Below are 14,586 nucleotides of genomic sequence, written 5' to 3' on the forward strand. Positions count from 1 at the left end.
ATGGCGGATGTGGCCGGGGTACTGGCGATGCTGGTGGAGCGGCAGGAGACCGTGGCGGTGGCCGAGTCGCTGACCGGCGGGCTCATCGGCGCCGCCATCACGGCGGTGTCCGGCTCCTCCAAGGCGTTCAGGGGCGGGGTGATCTCCTACGCCACCGATCTCAAGCATGAGCTGCTGGGGGTGCCGGGTGAGCTGCTGGAGCGCGAGGGGGCCGTGCATCCCGAGGTCGCGACCGGCATGGCGGCGGGGGTCGCGCGGGTGTGCGGGGCGACGTACGGGCTGGCGGTGACGGGGGTGGCCGGGCCCGAGCCGCAGGACGGCAAGGCGGTCGGCACCGTCTACGCGGCCGTCGCCGGGCCCGGCGGGCAGATTTGGGCCCGGGAATTGAGACTTGAAGGGTCGCGCGAACGTATCAGGGTAGAGACGGTGGACGAGGCAGTCGATCTACTGTCAGGTGTGCTGAAGGCGAACATAGGGGAACATTCCGGGTGATTACCGTGTTACGTCCCGAGCGAACATCCGAGGCACGGTCTGACGCGGTGTCGGTGGATACGGGTACGGTGGAGCTGTGAGTGAGGTCCGTGAGCCAACTGCAAGCACCGAGCGCCCGGCAGGCGGGCCTGATGAGTCGCGCAACGAGGCACGAGCGGCGGTCCAGGGGCGGAGTCGCCCAGTGATGACGGCGAGGAGTATGTACGAAGCGAAGAAGCAAAATGTGCGGCACGAACCGATCGCGCGGGGCGTGGTGAAGACATCCGCGCCGGGGAGGGAGCGACAGATGATTCTGCTGCGTCAGCTGCTCGGCGACGTGCTGAGGCGGTTGCGGGTGCGGCAAGGGCGCACGCTGCGCGAGGTGTCGACACTGGCACGTGTCTCGCTCGGCTACCTGTCCGAGGTGGAACGTGGCCAGAAGGAGGCCTCGTCCGAGCTGCTCGCGTCCATTTGCGGCGCGCTCGGGGTGCCGCTTTCGCAGGTGCTGCGTGAGGTTTCCGACCAGTTCGCGCTGGCGGAGCTCCAGGCTGCCCCTGTGCTCGCCGACGTGCCCGAGCACGAGCGTCTCGCCCTTTCCGAGACGGTTCCCGGGGCGATCTCCGACTCCGTGTTCCCCGAAGTCAAGGACATGGTGGCCGCCTAACGCGGCTGGCAGCCCGCACACCACAGGATCAGCCGTTCCTGTGGCCGCATCCCCATCTCCCCGCGGCTGATGCGGGTGCCGCATCGGCGACAGGGCCTCCCCGCCCTGCCGTAGATCCACGTCGCGTTCGCCGGGCGGCGATCACCTGTGGTCACCGTGCCCGCAAGTCCCTTGTTGGCGTCCAGCAGCCGCTGGGCCAGTGACACCAGCCCGTCGAGATCCTCGATCTCCCCGACCTTCTTCCACGGCCAGACCCCGCGCAGGAACAGGGTCTCGGTGCGATAGATCGTGCCGATCCCCGCCAGGTTGCGCTGATCGAGCAGCGCCTCCCCGATGGTCCTGCCGGGCTCCGCTCGCAATCTCCGCACGGCCTCCTCCGGGTCCCAGTCCGCACCCAGCAGATCCGGCCCCAGATGGCCCACCAGCCGTGCCTCGTCGTCGGTCCTGACCAGGTCGACCATTCCCAGCCTGACGCCGACCGCCTGCCACTCCGCGTTCGCCAGGATCAGCCGTACCCGGTCGCCGGGGGCGGTGCGCCGGCCTGCGGGCGTGACCAGCCAGCTTCCGTCCATGCGCAGGTGGGTGTGCACGGTCAGGCCGCCCTCGACCCGGGTGAGCAGGTGTTTGCCACGCGAGAGCGTGGTGACGACCGCGCGGCCGGTGAGGTCGGCGGTGGCGTGCCGCGGAACCCGGAAGTCCGACCGGGTGAGCGTCCGCCCGTCGAGCGCGCCTCGCAGGCGGGCGGCGGTGCGGTAGACGGCATCTCCCTCAGGCACCTGTCCAGTCTAAGAAGCCGCTGTCACGGCCGCGCGTCCGCTGTCATGGGTGCGCGGCTGTCACGGCTGCGCGTCCGCTGTCATGGCTGCGCGTCCGCCGTCACGGCCGCGGGCCCGCTTGACCGGCACGGGGGCGTCTCCGGCAGAGCCTTGCGTCAATGATTCGCTGCGTTTTGAGGGGGTTCGTGGCCATAATGGCGATCAGGAGACGGCCTTGACGGAAGGCTTGTGCAGGGCATGCCGGAGATCACTGAGTTACGTGCGGGAGATCCCGCGGAGGTCGCGGGATATCGGCTGAGCGGGCGGCTGGCGCCCGGGGTGTTCGCCGGGCGGTCGAGGGCCGGGGAGCCGGTCCTGGTGCGATTATTACCGGCCGAGGTGGACCCGGAGGCGTTCCTGCGGGAGATGGAGCCGCTGCGGGCGGTCTCGGCGGTCGGCACGGCGCAGGTCCTGGACGCGGGCGTACAGGGCGAGCAGGCGTACCTGGTGGCCGAGTGGGTGGACGGACCCTCGCTGGCGGAGGTCGGCGGTTCGGCCGACGGGGTGGGGCTGCACCGGCTGGCGGCCGGGACGATCACGGCGCTGGTCGCGCTGCACCAGGCGGGGCTGGTGCACGGCGACATCCGGCCGGGCAACGTGCTGCTGGGCCCCGACGGGCCCAGAGTGGCCGACGCGGGGCTGGAACACGCGATGGCGCAGGCGTCGGTGTCGACGCGGAAGGTGGCGGTGCCCGCGTACACCGCTCCCGAGCGGCTGGCGGGCGGCGCGGCCACGCCGGCGGGTGACGTGTTCTCGTGGGCGGCGACGATGGTGTTCGCGGTCAGCGGAGCCTCGCCGTTCGAGGGCGGGTCGATGGCGGCGACCGTGGCCAGGATCACCGGCGGTCAGGCGGATCTGCCGGAGCTGGGGGAGTTGCACGGGTTGATCGTGGCCTGCCTGGAGCAGGATCCCGAGGCGCGGCCGGCGGCCAGCGAGGTGCTGCTGCGGCTGGTCGGGCAGACCTCGTTGCTTACCGGGCGGGTGGACAGCGGCGCCGTGGCGGCCGCCCCGCCGCCCCGGCGGGGCAGGAGCGTGCTCGCGCTGGCCGCCGCGTTCGTCGCGGGAGCGCTGGTGTCGGCCGCGGGGTTCCAGGTCCTGTCCGGCGGCCCCGCGACCAGGAGCACGGCCGCCACCGCCGCCACGCCGACGAGCGCCGTCACCCCCGCGCCCGGCGCCGCCCCCACGCCCACGATCACCACGGTCCAGACCGAGGCGCCGTCGGACGATGTGGAGAAGAAGGGCCTGAGCGACACGAAACTGAAGGACGTCGCCGTGACCCTGCACGAGCATGCCGACGACTCGATGCGGCTGGTCTCCTACCTGGGCTCCGGCGGCCAGTTCTCCAGCTTCGCCAGGCCGCCCGGTGGGGAGTTCAAGGAGGTGGGCAACTACGAGCAGCCCGCCCTTTCCCCCGGCGGCGACTGGGTGGCGCTCAACCCCATGCTCAAGTTCCAGACCTCCGAGCTGGACCAGATCAGGTTCGTACGGATGTCCACCGGTGAGTCCTTCGTCGTCAGCACCGTCAAGAAGCCTCTGCAGACGTTGACGCCCGTCTGGTCCAGGGACGGCGGCAAGCTGCTGCTGTCGGTCTACAACCAGGACAAGGACCGCAGGCTGGTCGGCTTCGTGGTGATCGAACTGGCCACCAGGAAGGCCGTGCACGTCGAGACCGAATACACCGACAACTCCTCCCTGTACTACAACTTCGCCCCTGACGGCACGGTCGTGCGCGGGTTCTGGGATGGCAAGAACTCGGGGATCGAGTTCTACGACATGTCGGGCCAGGTCACCAAGACCATGCACTGGGTGGGCCTGCCACGTGGCGGCGAGTGGTTCTCGCCGTCCGGCAAGCGGCTGGCCACCGTCTGCCCGAACGGCAAGGAGCTGTGCGTGTGGGATCTCGCGACCGGCGCGCGGCAGGCGACGGTCGACTTCGGCGACGCCAAGGGCTCCTTCCTCGGCTGGTTCAACGAGAAACACCTGATGGTGCAGGATCCCGGCAAGAAGAAAACCCAGCAAATCCAGATCATCGACTTCATCGGCGATGTCAAGCGGGTGCTGGCCGACCTGGCGACGGACGGCCCGGTGCTGCTCCAGTTCGCCCGCGTGCCGCGATCGTGAGGCCGCTGCTCGCGCACGATCCCGTCCAGGTGGGGGAGCACCGCGTGGTCGGGCGGCTCGGCGTGGGCGGGCAGGGCGTCGTCTACCTGGGCGAGTCGCCCGGCGGCGGGCGGGTGGCGATCAAGATGCTGGGGGCGGAGCCGGCCGACGCCGAGGCCCGCTCGCGTTTCCGGCAGGAGATCGGGTACGCGCGGCGGGTCAAGGCGTTCTGCACCGCGCAGGTGCTGGCCAGCGGTGAGCTCGACGGCACGCCGTACGTGGTGAGCGAGTACGTGGACGGCCCCTCCCTGGCCGACGTGATCATGGACAGGGGGCCGCTGCGCGGGGCCGAGCTGCGCCGGCTGGCGATCGGGACGCTGACCGCGCTGGCCGCGATCCACCAGGCCGGGGTGGTGCACCGGGACTTCAAGCCGGGCAACGTGCTGCTCAGCAGGGACGGGCCACGGGTGATCGACTTCGGCATCTCCCGGGCCCTGGAGGAGACCGAGGCCGGCGGGGAGCTGGTCGGGACGCCGCCGTACATGGCGCCGGAGCAGTTCGCCGACCGGCCGGTGAGCCGGGCCGCGGACCTGTTCGCCTGGGCCTCGACCATGGTGGCCGCCGCCACCGGGCGGCCGCCGTTCGGCACCGGCGACCTGGCCGCGCTGATCACCCGGATCCTGCACCAGGAGCCCGACCTGGGCGAGCTCGACGGCGACCTGCGTGAGCTGGCCGCCCGCTGCCTGGCCAAGGACCCCGCGGCCAGGCCCACGGCCGCGCAGGCGCTGCTCACCCTGCTCGGGCACCGCGTGCCGGAGCAGGCGCCACGCCACCCGGGCGAGTTGCTGGCCGAGGGCCAGGAGTCGGCGGCGCCGCCGTCCGGCGGACGCGATCAGGTCCCTCGGCGCGCCGGGGGACTTCCGGCAGCTGGGGCGCAGGACCCCGCGGCTCCTGCGCGGCGCAGGAGATGGCCGCTGGTGGGCGGGGCGGAGGATCCTGCGCGGCTCGGGAACTGGCCACCGGTTGTCGGGGAGCAGGCTTCCGCGTGGCGCAGGAGGTGGCCGGTGGTGGCTGCGGCGGTGGCCACGGCTCTGGTCGCCGTCGTGGCGGCGGTGCTGCTGATCCCGCGATCCCAGCCGGGGCCGCGACCGCTCGCCGCCACGCCGTCGGCTTCGGGGTCGGCGTCGGGGTCGGCGTCGGTGCCGCTGCCGACTCCGCGCGCGGGGGACATGGCGCTCACGTCCACCACCGAGGCGAAGATCCCCGGCACCGGGATCACGCTGCACGAGAACCCCGCCGACCCCCTCTGGGTCTCCTCCTACCGCGACGAGCGCGACGGGGTCGGTTACACGACCTACACACGCGACCCCGCCGCCGGGACCTTCGGCTTCTTCGGCGCCTGGGAGGAGCCGATCGTGGCGCCGGGCGGCCGCTACGTGGCCTCGCTGTCGGTGACCCGCTTCCGGCGCTCCGGCTTCGAGTTCATCCGGATCCGCGACCGGGCCACCGGCCAGGACCGGGAGCTGCGCACGGTGGACAAGCCCGCCACGCTGTTCGAGCCGGTCTGGTCCGCCGATGGGCGGCGGCTGGTCGCGACCCTGGCCGACCGGAAGGGCAAGGCCGAGGGCTTCGCGGTGATCGACGTGATCACGGGAGCCGTCAAGGTGATGAAGGTTCCTGACGTGGCCGACACCAGGTTCATGTGGGGCTCAGGCGACAGCGTGCTGTATCAGGCGACCGGCGGGGTGATCAGGGCGCTGGACCTTCAGGGCGGGCGGCTGCGTGAGTTCAAGGGGAAGCTGGCGATCGGCGGGGTCGCGACCACGCCGATCGGCACGGTCTTCGCCACCGAGTGCCCCGGACGCTCGCGTGACATCTGCTTCCTCGACGAGATGACCGGCGCGAAGAAGGGCGAGGCCCGGTTGCCGAAGGGGTCCGGTTTCCGCGGCTGGCTGGACGATCGCCATCTGCTGGTCACCATCCCCTCAGGCGACGACCTGAACGTCGTCATGGCGGACGTGACCGGCCGGACCGTGCGCACCCTGGCCACCGGCCCCGCGTCCGTGATCGACAAGGTCAGGTTCTGGTACACGAGGAAGTGAGGACGGGCCGCCGGGCCTGGGAAGCCGGGGAACAGGCCGGTTCCGGGCGGGGGCCGGGGGAGGCGTCAGCCCCAGGCGACGAGGGGAGCGGTCAGTCCCAGGCGGCGGGGTCGGCGGCGAGCACGCGGATGCGCTCGGGCAGCGCTCCCGAGGCCACCTGCTCCAGCGTGACCTCCTCCAGGATCGACCGCTCGGTCGCCCGCAGCGCGATCCACACCTGCTGCAGCGACTCGGCGGGCCCCCGGTAGCCGACGTGCTCGGGCCGCTCGCCGCGGACGTTGGCCAGCGGGCCGTCCACCGCCCTGATGACGTCGGCCAGGGAGATCTCGGCGGCGGGCCGGGCCAGCACGTAGCCGCCCTCGGGGCCGCGCTGGCCGCGTACGAGCCCGGCGCGGCGCATCTGGAGCAGGATGTTCTCCAGGTATTTGGGCGGCATGTCCTGCTCCTTGGCGAGCTCGCCCACAGTGGTCGGACCCGCACCGGCTGCGGCGAGTTCGGCGGCGGCGCGAAGGGCGTAGTCGACACGAGCGGATAGGCGCATGTTCTCGATTATCCCTCCTGGTCAACACTGGTTAGGCGCAAGGTCGTCAGAACGGGCAGGTGATCTGAATACGGCAACCGCGGTACCTGGGCCGAAACGGCCGTCAAACCCGCGCTGATCAGCACGTGGTCGATCCGTCTCACCGGCCTGCCGGCGGGCGAGGTGGGCGGGTCGCCCAGGGTTTTCAGGGGGTCCGACAGCCCCGCCGCGAGCAGCACGCGCATCTCGGGGTCGTCCGGCGTGATGTTCAGATCGCCGGCCAGGATCACCGGCCGGCTCGCGGCCAGGTCGCGCACGATGGCGGCGACCTCGGGGGCCTGCCCGGCGGGCGCCTGGAGGTGGGTGTTGACCACGCCGACCTCCCTGCCGTTCACCTCGACGACGGCGGCCTGCGCCTGCGCCCCCGTGGGATAGCCGTGCCGCCCCAGCCCGTACGACCGCACGCTCTTGACCGGCAGGTTGGTGAGCAGCGCGTCGCCCCAGACGTTGTCGGCCGCCGGCGCGAAGTAGTGGCGCATGCCCAGGCCGCGCGCGATCCGGTCCAGGTCGTCGCGGCCGCCGTTGAGCAGCCAGCCCCGGTCCACCTCGCTGAGCAGGACGATGTCGGGCCGCCGCGCGGCGGCCCACGAGGCGATGCGGTCGAGCGACAGCCGCCCGTCCAGCCCGAACCCCATCCTGATGTTGTACGCGATCAGCGTGAGGTCGTCCGAGCGCCGGGCGGCCACGGCGGGCGCGGGCTGCCAGGAGACGACCACCACCAGCGGCACCAGCACGAGCGCGGCGGCCAGGGCGGCGGGTAGGGTCCGGCGGCGGGCGGGCAGCTCCACGGGCGGGTCGCGGACCAGCCGCGGCACCACGGCCACCGCGGCGACCAGCACGGAGACCGCCACGGGCACCACGGAGTTGGGCACGCCGAGATCGAGGTCGTAGGCCGCGTAATAGGCGAACGTCCCGACGAGGAAGACGAGCCCGCCGCACAGCAGGGCCAGGCCCTGGCGCCGCCCCGCGGGCCCGGTGCCCGCCGCGGCGAGCATGCTGCCGAGGAACCCGATCGACAGCCCAGGAACCCCGGCGCCCGGCAGGTAGGTGACCACGGTGATCGCGACGAGCGCGATACCCAGCCCGAGCTCGATCAGCGGGGACGTGGCCGGGCCCAGCGCCGCCGCGGTCGCCGCGACCAGCGTCAGCGCCAGCAGGCCGGAGGTGAGCGCGAGCGTGCCGAGCGGCTCGGGGCCCTGCTCCGGCTTGGCCCACGACGTGGCCGCCATCCCGGCCAGCAGCAGCGTGGGCCCGAAGAGGAACCAGACCCGCGCGGGAGCGGGCGCGCCCTCCGCAGGCGGCGTGGAGAGCAGCGCCAGGAACAGGGCCAGGCACAGCGCGAGCGTGGCCGCCCAGGGCAGCGGGCCCGCCCGCCAGACCAGGTCCACCCCGTCCAGCAGCAGGTGGACGAGGGACGACAGCGCGATGCCGCCCATGATGCCGACCGGCACGGCCCTGCGGGGGACCGCGCAGGCGCAGCCGTACAGGAAGACCAGGCCGGCCGTGACGCCGGCGGAGGAGACGTACAGCTGGCTCACGCCCGCCTGGAGCAGCAGCCGTGCCGCGACCAGCCCGGCCGCGCCGGCGATCAGGGCGTGGCGCGGCTTTGCGAGCAGGGCCAGGAAGGGGAGGATGAACCAGGCGGCGGCGTACAGGCCCATCAGCTCCGCGGGCGTCTCGCCCGCGCGGCCGAACAGCGTGATCAAAGAGGGCAGGAAGACCCGCAGGACGTCGAACAGGACTACGATGCCGAGCGCCAGCATGACGGCATGGCCACGCGGGATGGTCATGAGGCATCCTCGTGTTCGCCTGACGCGGCGCGCAAGAGCCGGAGCGCTAAACTTCCAACAACCTTTTCGATTTTGACGGTGGGATTCACGGTGGGATACAGCGCGGAGCGACGCCCTGGTGTGCCCGGACTGCTCAGGGAGATCAACGACCGGGCCGCGCTCGACCTGCTGCTGGCCACCGGTCCCATGACGCGCGGGCAGATCGGCGAGCTGACCGGCCTGTCCAAGGTCACGGCCTCGCAGACTCTCGCCAGGCTGGAGGAGCGCGGCCTGGTCGAGGTGGTGGGCGCCCAGGCCGGCGGGCGGGGGCCCAACGCGGCCCTCTACTCGGTGATCGCCTCCAGCGCCTACGTGGCCGGCCTTGAGGTCGGCCCTGAACGGCTCTCCGCGGCCGTGGCCGACATCCACGGCCGGACGATCGCCGAGGTCACCGTCGATCCCGACGGGCACGACGACCCGGTCTCCGTGGTGCACGGCGCCATCGCCAAGGCCTGCCGCGGCGCCAGGATCAGCATCTCCCGGCTGCGCGGCGTGGTGATCGGCACCCCGGGCGTGGTCGATCCGCGCAGCGGCGACATCCGCTTCTCCTTCGACCTGCCCGGCTGGCACGAGGGCATCCACGAGGCCCTGGCCGGCGACCTGCGGCGCGAGGTGACGATCGAGAACGACGTCAACCTCGCCGCCATCGCCGAGCGCGCCGACGGGGCCGCCCAGGGCGCCGACGACTTCGTGCTGCTGTGGGCGAGCCGCGGCCTCGGCCTGGCCATCATGCTCGGCGGCCGGCTCCACCGGGGGCGTTCCGGCAGCGCGGGGGAGATCGGCTACCTGCCGGTGCCCGGCGTGCCGCTGCCGGAAGACATCCGCACCCTGCCCGGGCGGCTGCCGTCGCTGGCGGGCGGCCTGCAGTCGCTGGTCAGCGCCGAGGCGGTGACCGAGCTGGCCCAGGGCTACGGCTTCGCGGCCGGCAGCGCCACCGAGGCCGTCAAGGTCGCCGTGGCCGCGGGCGCCGAGGGCGAGCCGCTGCTCGACGAGATCGCGCACCGGCTGGCGCTCGGGGTGGCGGCGGTGTGCGTGGTGCTCGATCCCGGCCTGGTGGTGCTGGCCGGGGAGGTGGGGCTCGCCGGCGGGTCCGCGCTGACGTCCCGGGTGGAGGAGGCCGTGGCCGGGATCTGCCCGGTACGGCCCCAGGTGGTCACGACGACGGTGACGGAGGGCAACCCGGTGCTGCGCGGCGCCGTTCTGGCGGCCCTGGACCAGGCCCGCGAGGAACTCCTGGCCTGACGGGCTACCCGGCGACGGGCCTGCCGCCCGACGGCGACCCGCTGACGGGGACTCAGGACGCGCCCTACGGGCCACAAACAGGATGCCGGGTGTGCAGATGCCCGGCTCAGGCGGTGAGGAGCTCCACGGCCGCCTGGGCGTTGGCGCGGGCGGCGCCGTACGTCGCGATGTAGGCCGCGCTGTCGGGCCGCCACACGGGCAGGCCCATCTCGATCACGGTCGTATCGGGCCGGGCCGCCACCAGCGCCGACAGCAGGTTCCTGCTCTCGTGATGCCGATGGGCGTCCTTGACCACGACGACCAGCGACCGGTTCACCGCCTTGGCCAGCAGCCCGGCGACGTCGGCCGCGGCCGGCTTGACCCGGACGATCTCCGCGTCGGGCAGCCACGGGCCCACCCCCCACGGCACGTCGCCCACGGCGATCGTCGGCGGGGTGTCCACCTCGATCACCAGCGGCTCGACCAGCGGCTCCGCCGAGCCGCTCAGGCGGACGGCGCGGCGGGCGGCGTGCAGGCCGACGACGTTCTGCTCGGCCGTGACCTCCTCGGGCGCCCCGGCGGCCCAGGCCCGCAGCGCGGCCACCCGCGCCGCCGCCTGCTCCAGCCGGTCGAGCGGCAGCCGCCCGTCGCGCACGGCCGCCTCGATCCCGGCGATGATCGCCAGCACGTCGTCGTACGTCGGCAGCGGCCCCAGGCAGAGCAGATCGGCCCCGGCCGCGAGGGTCAGCACGGCGCCACCGGCCAGCCCTACGCTCTCGGTGATCGCGCGCATGTCCAGCGCGTCGGTGACGACCACGCCCTCGTAGCCGAGCTCGCCCCTGAGCAGCCCGGTCAGCGCGGCCCCCGACAGCGTGGCAGGCGTGTCGCCTGTCAGCGTCGGCACCGCCACGTGCGCGGTCATCACGGACCTGGCCCCCGCGCCGATGGCCGCGCGGAACGGCGCCAGTTCGCGCGCCCGCAGCACCTCCAGGCTGACGTCCACGACCGGCACGTCCAGGTGGGAGTCCACCCGGGTGGCGCCGTGGCCGGGGAAGTGCTTGACGCAGGCGGCCACCCGTACCGACTGCAGGCCCTCGACGGCGGCCACCGTGTGCCGGGCGACCAGGTCGGGCACGGTGCCGAACGACCTGGTGCCGATGACCGGGTTGTCGGCCTCGGTGTTGACGTCCGCGCTGGGCGCCATGTCCAGGTTGATGCCGCAGGCGGCCAGTTCTGAGCCGATGGCCCGGTAGACCCGGCGGGTCAGCTCGACGTCGTCCACGGCCCCCAGGGCCGCGTTGCCGGGGTACGGGCTGCCGACGTGGTACGCCAGCCGCGTCACGTCCCCGCCCTCCTCGTCGAGCGAGATGACGGGATCACCGGCTCCCCTCAGCGCGGTGGTCAGGTCGAGCACCTGGCCGGGGTCGGCCACGTTGAAGCCGAAGAGCGTCACGCCGCCCAGACCCTGCTCCAGCTCGCGCAGCACCCACTCGGGCGCCGTGGTGCCCTGGAAGGCGACGAGCAGCGTGCCGGCCGCGAGGCGGCGCAGCCCCCGATCACTCTGACTCATGGCTCCTCATCAGTTCTGCGCACGGCGTCCACGACGTCGTACGGTGTCAGCCCTTCACGGCCCCGGCGACCAGGCCGGAGACCATGCGGCGTTGGACGAGCAGGAAGAAGATGACGACCGGGATCGTCATCAGGGTCGAGCCGGCCATGATCGCGCCCCAGTCGACGCCCTTCTGGCCGAAGAAGTACTGCAGGGCGACCGGCATCGTGTAGCCCTCGGACCCCGACATCAGATAGAGGGCGAAGATCAGGTCGTTCCACGCGGTGATGAACGAGAAGATGCTGGTGGCCACCAGGCCCGGCGCGACCAGCGGGAAGAGCACCTTCCAGAAGGTCGTCATGCGTCCGGCGCCGTCGATCCAGGCCGCCTCCTCCAGCGACTTCGGCACCGCGGCGACGAACGTGCGCAGCATCCAGACGCCGAACGGCAGCGTCAGCGCCACCTGCGTGATGATCAGGCCGATCAGCTGGTCGCCCAGCCCGGCCCGCTTGACCATCATGTAGAGCGGGATGAGCAGGCCCTCCGACGGCAGCATCTGCACGATCAGCAGCGTGACCAGGAAGGTGCCGCGGCCCTTGAACCGGAAGCGCGCGATGGCGGTGGCCGACAGCAGCGCGAAGGCCGACCCGATGAGCACGGTGCCGAGCGCCACGACGGCGCTGTTGCGCATGTAGAGCCAGATGGAGTTGTTCGCGACGCCCTCGGTCAGCACCCGCTCGAAGTGCTCGAAGGTGAAGTGCGTCGGGAACGGGATGAACTCCGTGGTGAAGATCTGGTCGTTGGCCTTGAAGCCGGTGGCGACCATCCAGTAGACGGGGAAGACGGCGTAGAGGAAGACGAGGATCCCGGCCGTGTTCAGGAGGATCTTGCCGAGCCTCTTGCGTGCGAGCGGGGTCACATCTCCTCCTGCTTCACGATCTGCCTGACGTACACGACGGTGATGATGAGCAGGATGATCGTCAGCACCACCGAGATCGCCGCGCCCGTCCCCAGCTTCTGCGGGGGCTTGAACGCCTCGGCGACGGCGTACATGGACAGGTTGAAGCCGTCACGGTTGGTCGGCCCGTTCATGAGCACGTAGAGCTGGCTGAACACCTTGAAGTCCCAGATGATCGACAGGATCGTCAGGACCGCGAAGACCGGCTTGAGCAGCGGCAGGGTGATCTTTCTGAACGTGCGCCAGGCGCCCGAGCCGTCGACCCTGGCCGCCTCGTACAGCTCGGCGGGGATGCCCTTGAGCCCGGCGAGGACCGAGACCGCGATGAACGGGAAGCCGGCCCACACGACGCACACCACGAGCGCGATGTAGAGGGGGATGGTGTCGTTGAGCCAGGGCGTGCCCGACCAGCTCTCCTGCCCGTCCGGCGGCGAGAGCAGCCAGTGGGGCACGAGGTTGAGCGCCCAGTTGATGATGCCGGACTCGGCGTCGAACAGGGAGCGCCAGATGACGCCCTGCGCCACCGGGGGCACGGCCCAGGCGAACATGCAGCCGATGACCACGAACAGCGACATCTTCCTGCCCAGCCGGTGCAGCAGCACGCCGACCGCGGTGCCCACGATCAGCGTGAGGCTGACGGCGACGAAGGCGAAGACCACGGTGTTGCGCAGGGCCGACCAGAAGATGTCGTTGGACAGCACCTTGTCGAAGTTGTCCAGGCCCACCCACTCGGCGGGTCTGGTGCCGCGGATCTGGGCCAGGCCGACCTTCTGGAAGGCCATGATGCCGAGCTGGACCATCGGATACAGCAGCAGCCCCGCGATGACCACCAGGCCGGGGATGAGCAGCACGTACGGGATGCTCCAGACCGGCAGCCCGCTCGCGCGGGCGGCCCGGTCGTTGCGCCGGCGGCCCGGGGAAGGGGAGGAGTCCCTGCCCCGGGCGACCGTTGTCGGGTTCGCCATCGTTACTGGTTCAGGATCTCTTCGAGTTCCTTGTTGGCGTCAGCGAGGGCGGCGGTGGCGTCCTTCTTGCCCTCGATGACCTCCCGCGCCGCGTTCTGCAGCACGGCCTTGGTCGCGTCGGCCTCGGACCAGTTGGGGTCGGCGGGGAAGGCCTTGGCCTTGGCGAAGGCCTGGGCGAAGGCGCCCTGGGCGGGGTCCTCGTTCATCGCGGCCAGGGTGTCGGGGTAGACCGGGAGCAGGCCGCCCTCCTTGGCGTAGCGATCGGCCCAGGTCTTGCTGGTGGCCAGCTTGATGTACTCCTTGCCGAGGTCGGCCTGCTGGGTGCCGCCCCACAGCGCGATGTCGTTGCCGCCGAAGAAGGACGCGGCCACGCCGCCGGTCTTGGCGGGCAGCGGGAAGAAGCCGAGCTTGTCGCCCTTCAGCTTGCCCTTGGAGTCCTCCTCGATGCCGGGCAGGTCCCAGGCGGCGGTGAGGTACATCGCGACCTTGTCGTTGGCGAAGCGCTTACGGATGTCCGTGGTGTTGAGCGTCAGGTTGGCCTTGCTGGACAGGCCGTCCTGGACCAGGCCGGTGTAGGTGTTGAAGCCGGCCGCGAAGCCGGGTTCGGTCAGCTTGCCGACCCACTTGTCGCCCTCCTTGACGGCGTACTCGCCGCCCTCGGACCAGGCGAAGGCCGCGAGCAGGTGGTTGGCGTCCGAGCCGCCGTTGAAGGCGAAGCCGTCGACGCCCTTCTTCTCGCCCTGGATCTTCTTGGCCGCGGCGACGAGCTCGTCCCAGGTCTTGGGGACCTCGATCTTGAGGTCGTCGAACCAGTCCTTGCGGTAGAGCACCGCGCGGGCCCCCGCGCCCCACGGCACGGCGTAGACCTCGTTGTCGACGGTCTCGTAGCCGTACAGGTTCTGCGGGATCTGCGACCTGTCGCCCTCGCGGGCGATGTCGGTGATCGGCTCCAGCGCGTCCTGGCTCTGCCACATCGGGACCTGGTCGTTGCCGATCTCGGTCACGTCGGGTCCTGTGCCGGTCGCGGCGGCGGCGAACTTGTCGGCGACCTGCGGCCACGGGATCCACTCAAGCTTGACCTCGGCGCCGGTCTGCGTCTTGAACTCGGCGTTGAGCTCCTCCATGTACTTGGCGGCGGCCGGGTTGCTGTCTCCAAGACGCCACACGCTCAAGGTCTTGCCGGCGAACTTGGGGCCGGAGGCAGCGGCGGCGCTGGGTGAGGACGTGGCGGGTTCTTCGCTCGAACCGCCACAGGCGGCCAGTCCCAGGGCCAGCGCGGCCGTGGTGACCGTAGTGGCCGTGATCTTCGCGATCCTCACAGGGTTCTCCCTT

The 14,586-nt window shown here is 71.7% G+C and carries 12 protein-coding genes; 5 read left to right on the top strand and 7 right to left on the bottom strand.

From position 1 onward, the window contains the following. Together AB0C28_RS14910 and AB0C28_RS14915 are read left to right on the top strand one after the other, a co-directional pair. Nucleotides 1-492, top strand: coding sequence for a nicotinamide-nucleotide amidohydrolase family protein (locus tag AB0C28_RS14910; RefSeq protein WP_358074740.1), 492 nt, complete (start codon nt 1-3; stop codon nt 490-492). 286 nt (nt 493-778) lie between these two features. Continuing rightward, nucleotides 779-1,135 (top strand): helix-turn-helix transcriptional regulator, encoded by a 357-nt coding sequence (locus tag AB0C28_RS14915; protein WP_357837458.1) that lies wholly within the window; start codon nt 779-781, stop codon nt 1,133-1,135. On the opposite strand, the gene AB0C28_RS14920 is transcribed toward AB0C28_RS14915, so the two are convergent. Continuing rightward, nucleotides 1,132-1,911, bottom strand: a complete 780-nt coding sequence (locus AB0C28_RS14920; protein ID WP_358074743.1) for a DNA-formamidopyrimidine glycosylase family protein — start codon at nt 1,909-1,911, stop codon at nt 1,132-1,134. The genes AB0C28_RS14915 and AB0C28_RS14920 overlap by 4 nt on opposite strands. 237 nt (nt 1,912-2,148) lie before the next feature. Here AB0C28_RS14920 and AB0C28_RS14925 point away from each other — a divergent pair, with 237 nt between their 5' ends. Both AB0C28_RS14925 and AB0C28_RS14930 read left to right on the top strand, forming a co-directional pair. Further along, entirely contained in the window at nt 2,149-4,071 is a 1,923-nt protein-coding gene (locus AB0C28_RS14925) for a serine/threonine-protein kinase (RefSeq protein WP_357837453.1), read from the top strand. Then, entirely contained in the window at nt 4,068-6,152 is a 2,085-nt protein-coding gene (locus AB0C28_RS14930) for a serine/threonine-protein kinase (protein ID WP_358074746.1), read from the top strand. Before AB0C28_RS14925 ends, AB0C28_RS14930 begins: the two co-directional genes overlap by 4 nt. Nucleotides 6,153-6,243: 91 nt before the next feature. Here the strand turns inward: AB0C28_RS14930 and AB0C28_RS14935 are convergent, their stop codons facing one another. Together AB0C28_RS14935 and AB0C28_RS14940 are read right to left on the bottom strand one after the other, a co-directional pair. Continuing rightward, complete coding sequence (locus AB0C28_RS14935; RefSeq protein WP_357837447.1) at nt 6,244-6,693, bottom strand: Rrf2 family transcriptional regulator; 450 nt, start codon at nt 6,691-6,693, stop codon at nt 6,244-6,246. Nucleotides 6,694-6,701: 8 nt separating this feature from the next. Further along, complete coding sequence (locus AB0C28_RS14940) at nt 6,702-8,522, bottom strand: endonuclease/exonuclease/phosphatase family protein (protein ID WP_358074749.1); 1,821 nt, start codon at nt 8,520-8,522, stop codon at nt 6,702-6,704. 78 nt (nt 8,523-8,600) lie between these two features. Between AB0C28_RS14940 and AB0C28_RS14945 the strand changes: the two genes are divergently transcribed. Further along, nucleotides 8,601-9,803 (top strand): ROK family transcriptional regulator, encoded by a 1,203-nt coding sequence (locus tag AB0C28_RS14945; RefSeq protein ID WP_357837442.1) that lies wholly within the window; start codon nt 8,601-8,603, stop codon nt 9,801-9,803. Between the two features lie 106 nt (nt 9,804-9,909). On the opposite strand, the gene AB0C28_RS14950 is transcribed toward AB0C28_RS14945, so the two are convergent. The 4 genes from AB0C28_RS14950 to AB0C28_RS14965 are packed head-to-tail and all read right to left on the bottom strand — an operon-like array spanning nt 9,910 to nt 14,573. Continuing rightward, nucleotides 9,910-11,352 carry a glycoside hydrolase family 3 N-terminal domain-containing protein gene (locus AB0C28_RS14950; protein WP_357837440.1) on the bottom strand — a complete coding sequence of 481 codons (1,443 nt, stop codon included), beginning with the start codon at nt 11,350-11,352 and terminating at the stop codon, nt 9,910-9,912. Nucleotides 11,353-11,398: 46 nt separating this feature from the next. Continuing rightward, a complete protein-coding gene (locus AB0C28_RS14955) occupies nt 11,399-12,250 on the bottom strand; it encodes a carbohydrate ABC transporter permease (RefSeq protein ID WP_357837438.1) in 852 nt (283 codons plus the stop codon). Then, nucleotides 12,247-13,254: a sugar ABC transporter permease gene (locus AB0C28_RS14960; protein WP_357837435.1), complete on the bottom strand. Its 1,008-nt coding sequence runs from the start codon at nt 13,252-13,254 to the stop codon at nt 12,247-12,249. Before AB0C28_RS14960 ends, AB0C28_RS14955 begins: the two co-directional genes overlap by 4 nt. A gap of 2 nt (nt 13,255-13,256) precedes the next feature. Continuing rightward, nucleotides 13,257-14,573 carry an extracellular solute-binding protein gene (locus AB0C28_RS14965; RefSeq protein WP_357837432.1) on the bottom strand — a complete coding sequence of 439 codons (1,317 nt, stop codon included), beginning with the start codon at nt 14,571-14,573 and terminating at the stop codon, nt 13,257-13,259. Nucleotides 14,574-14,586: the final 13 nt, after the last annotated feature.

The sequence above is a fragment of the Nonomuraea sp. NPDC048892 genome, assembly GCF_040649735.1.
In the GTDB taxonomy this organism is placed as follows: domain Bacteria; phylum Actinomycetota; class Actinomycetes; order Streptosporangiales; family Streptosporangiaceae; genus Nonomuraea; species Nonomuraea maheshkhaliensis.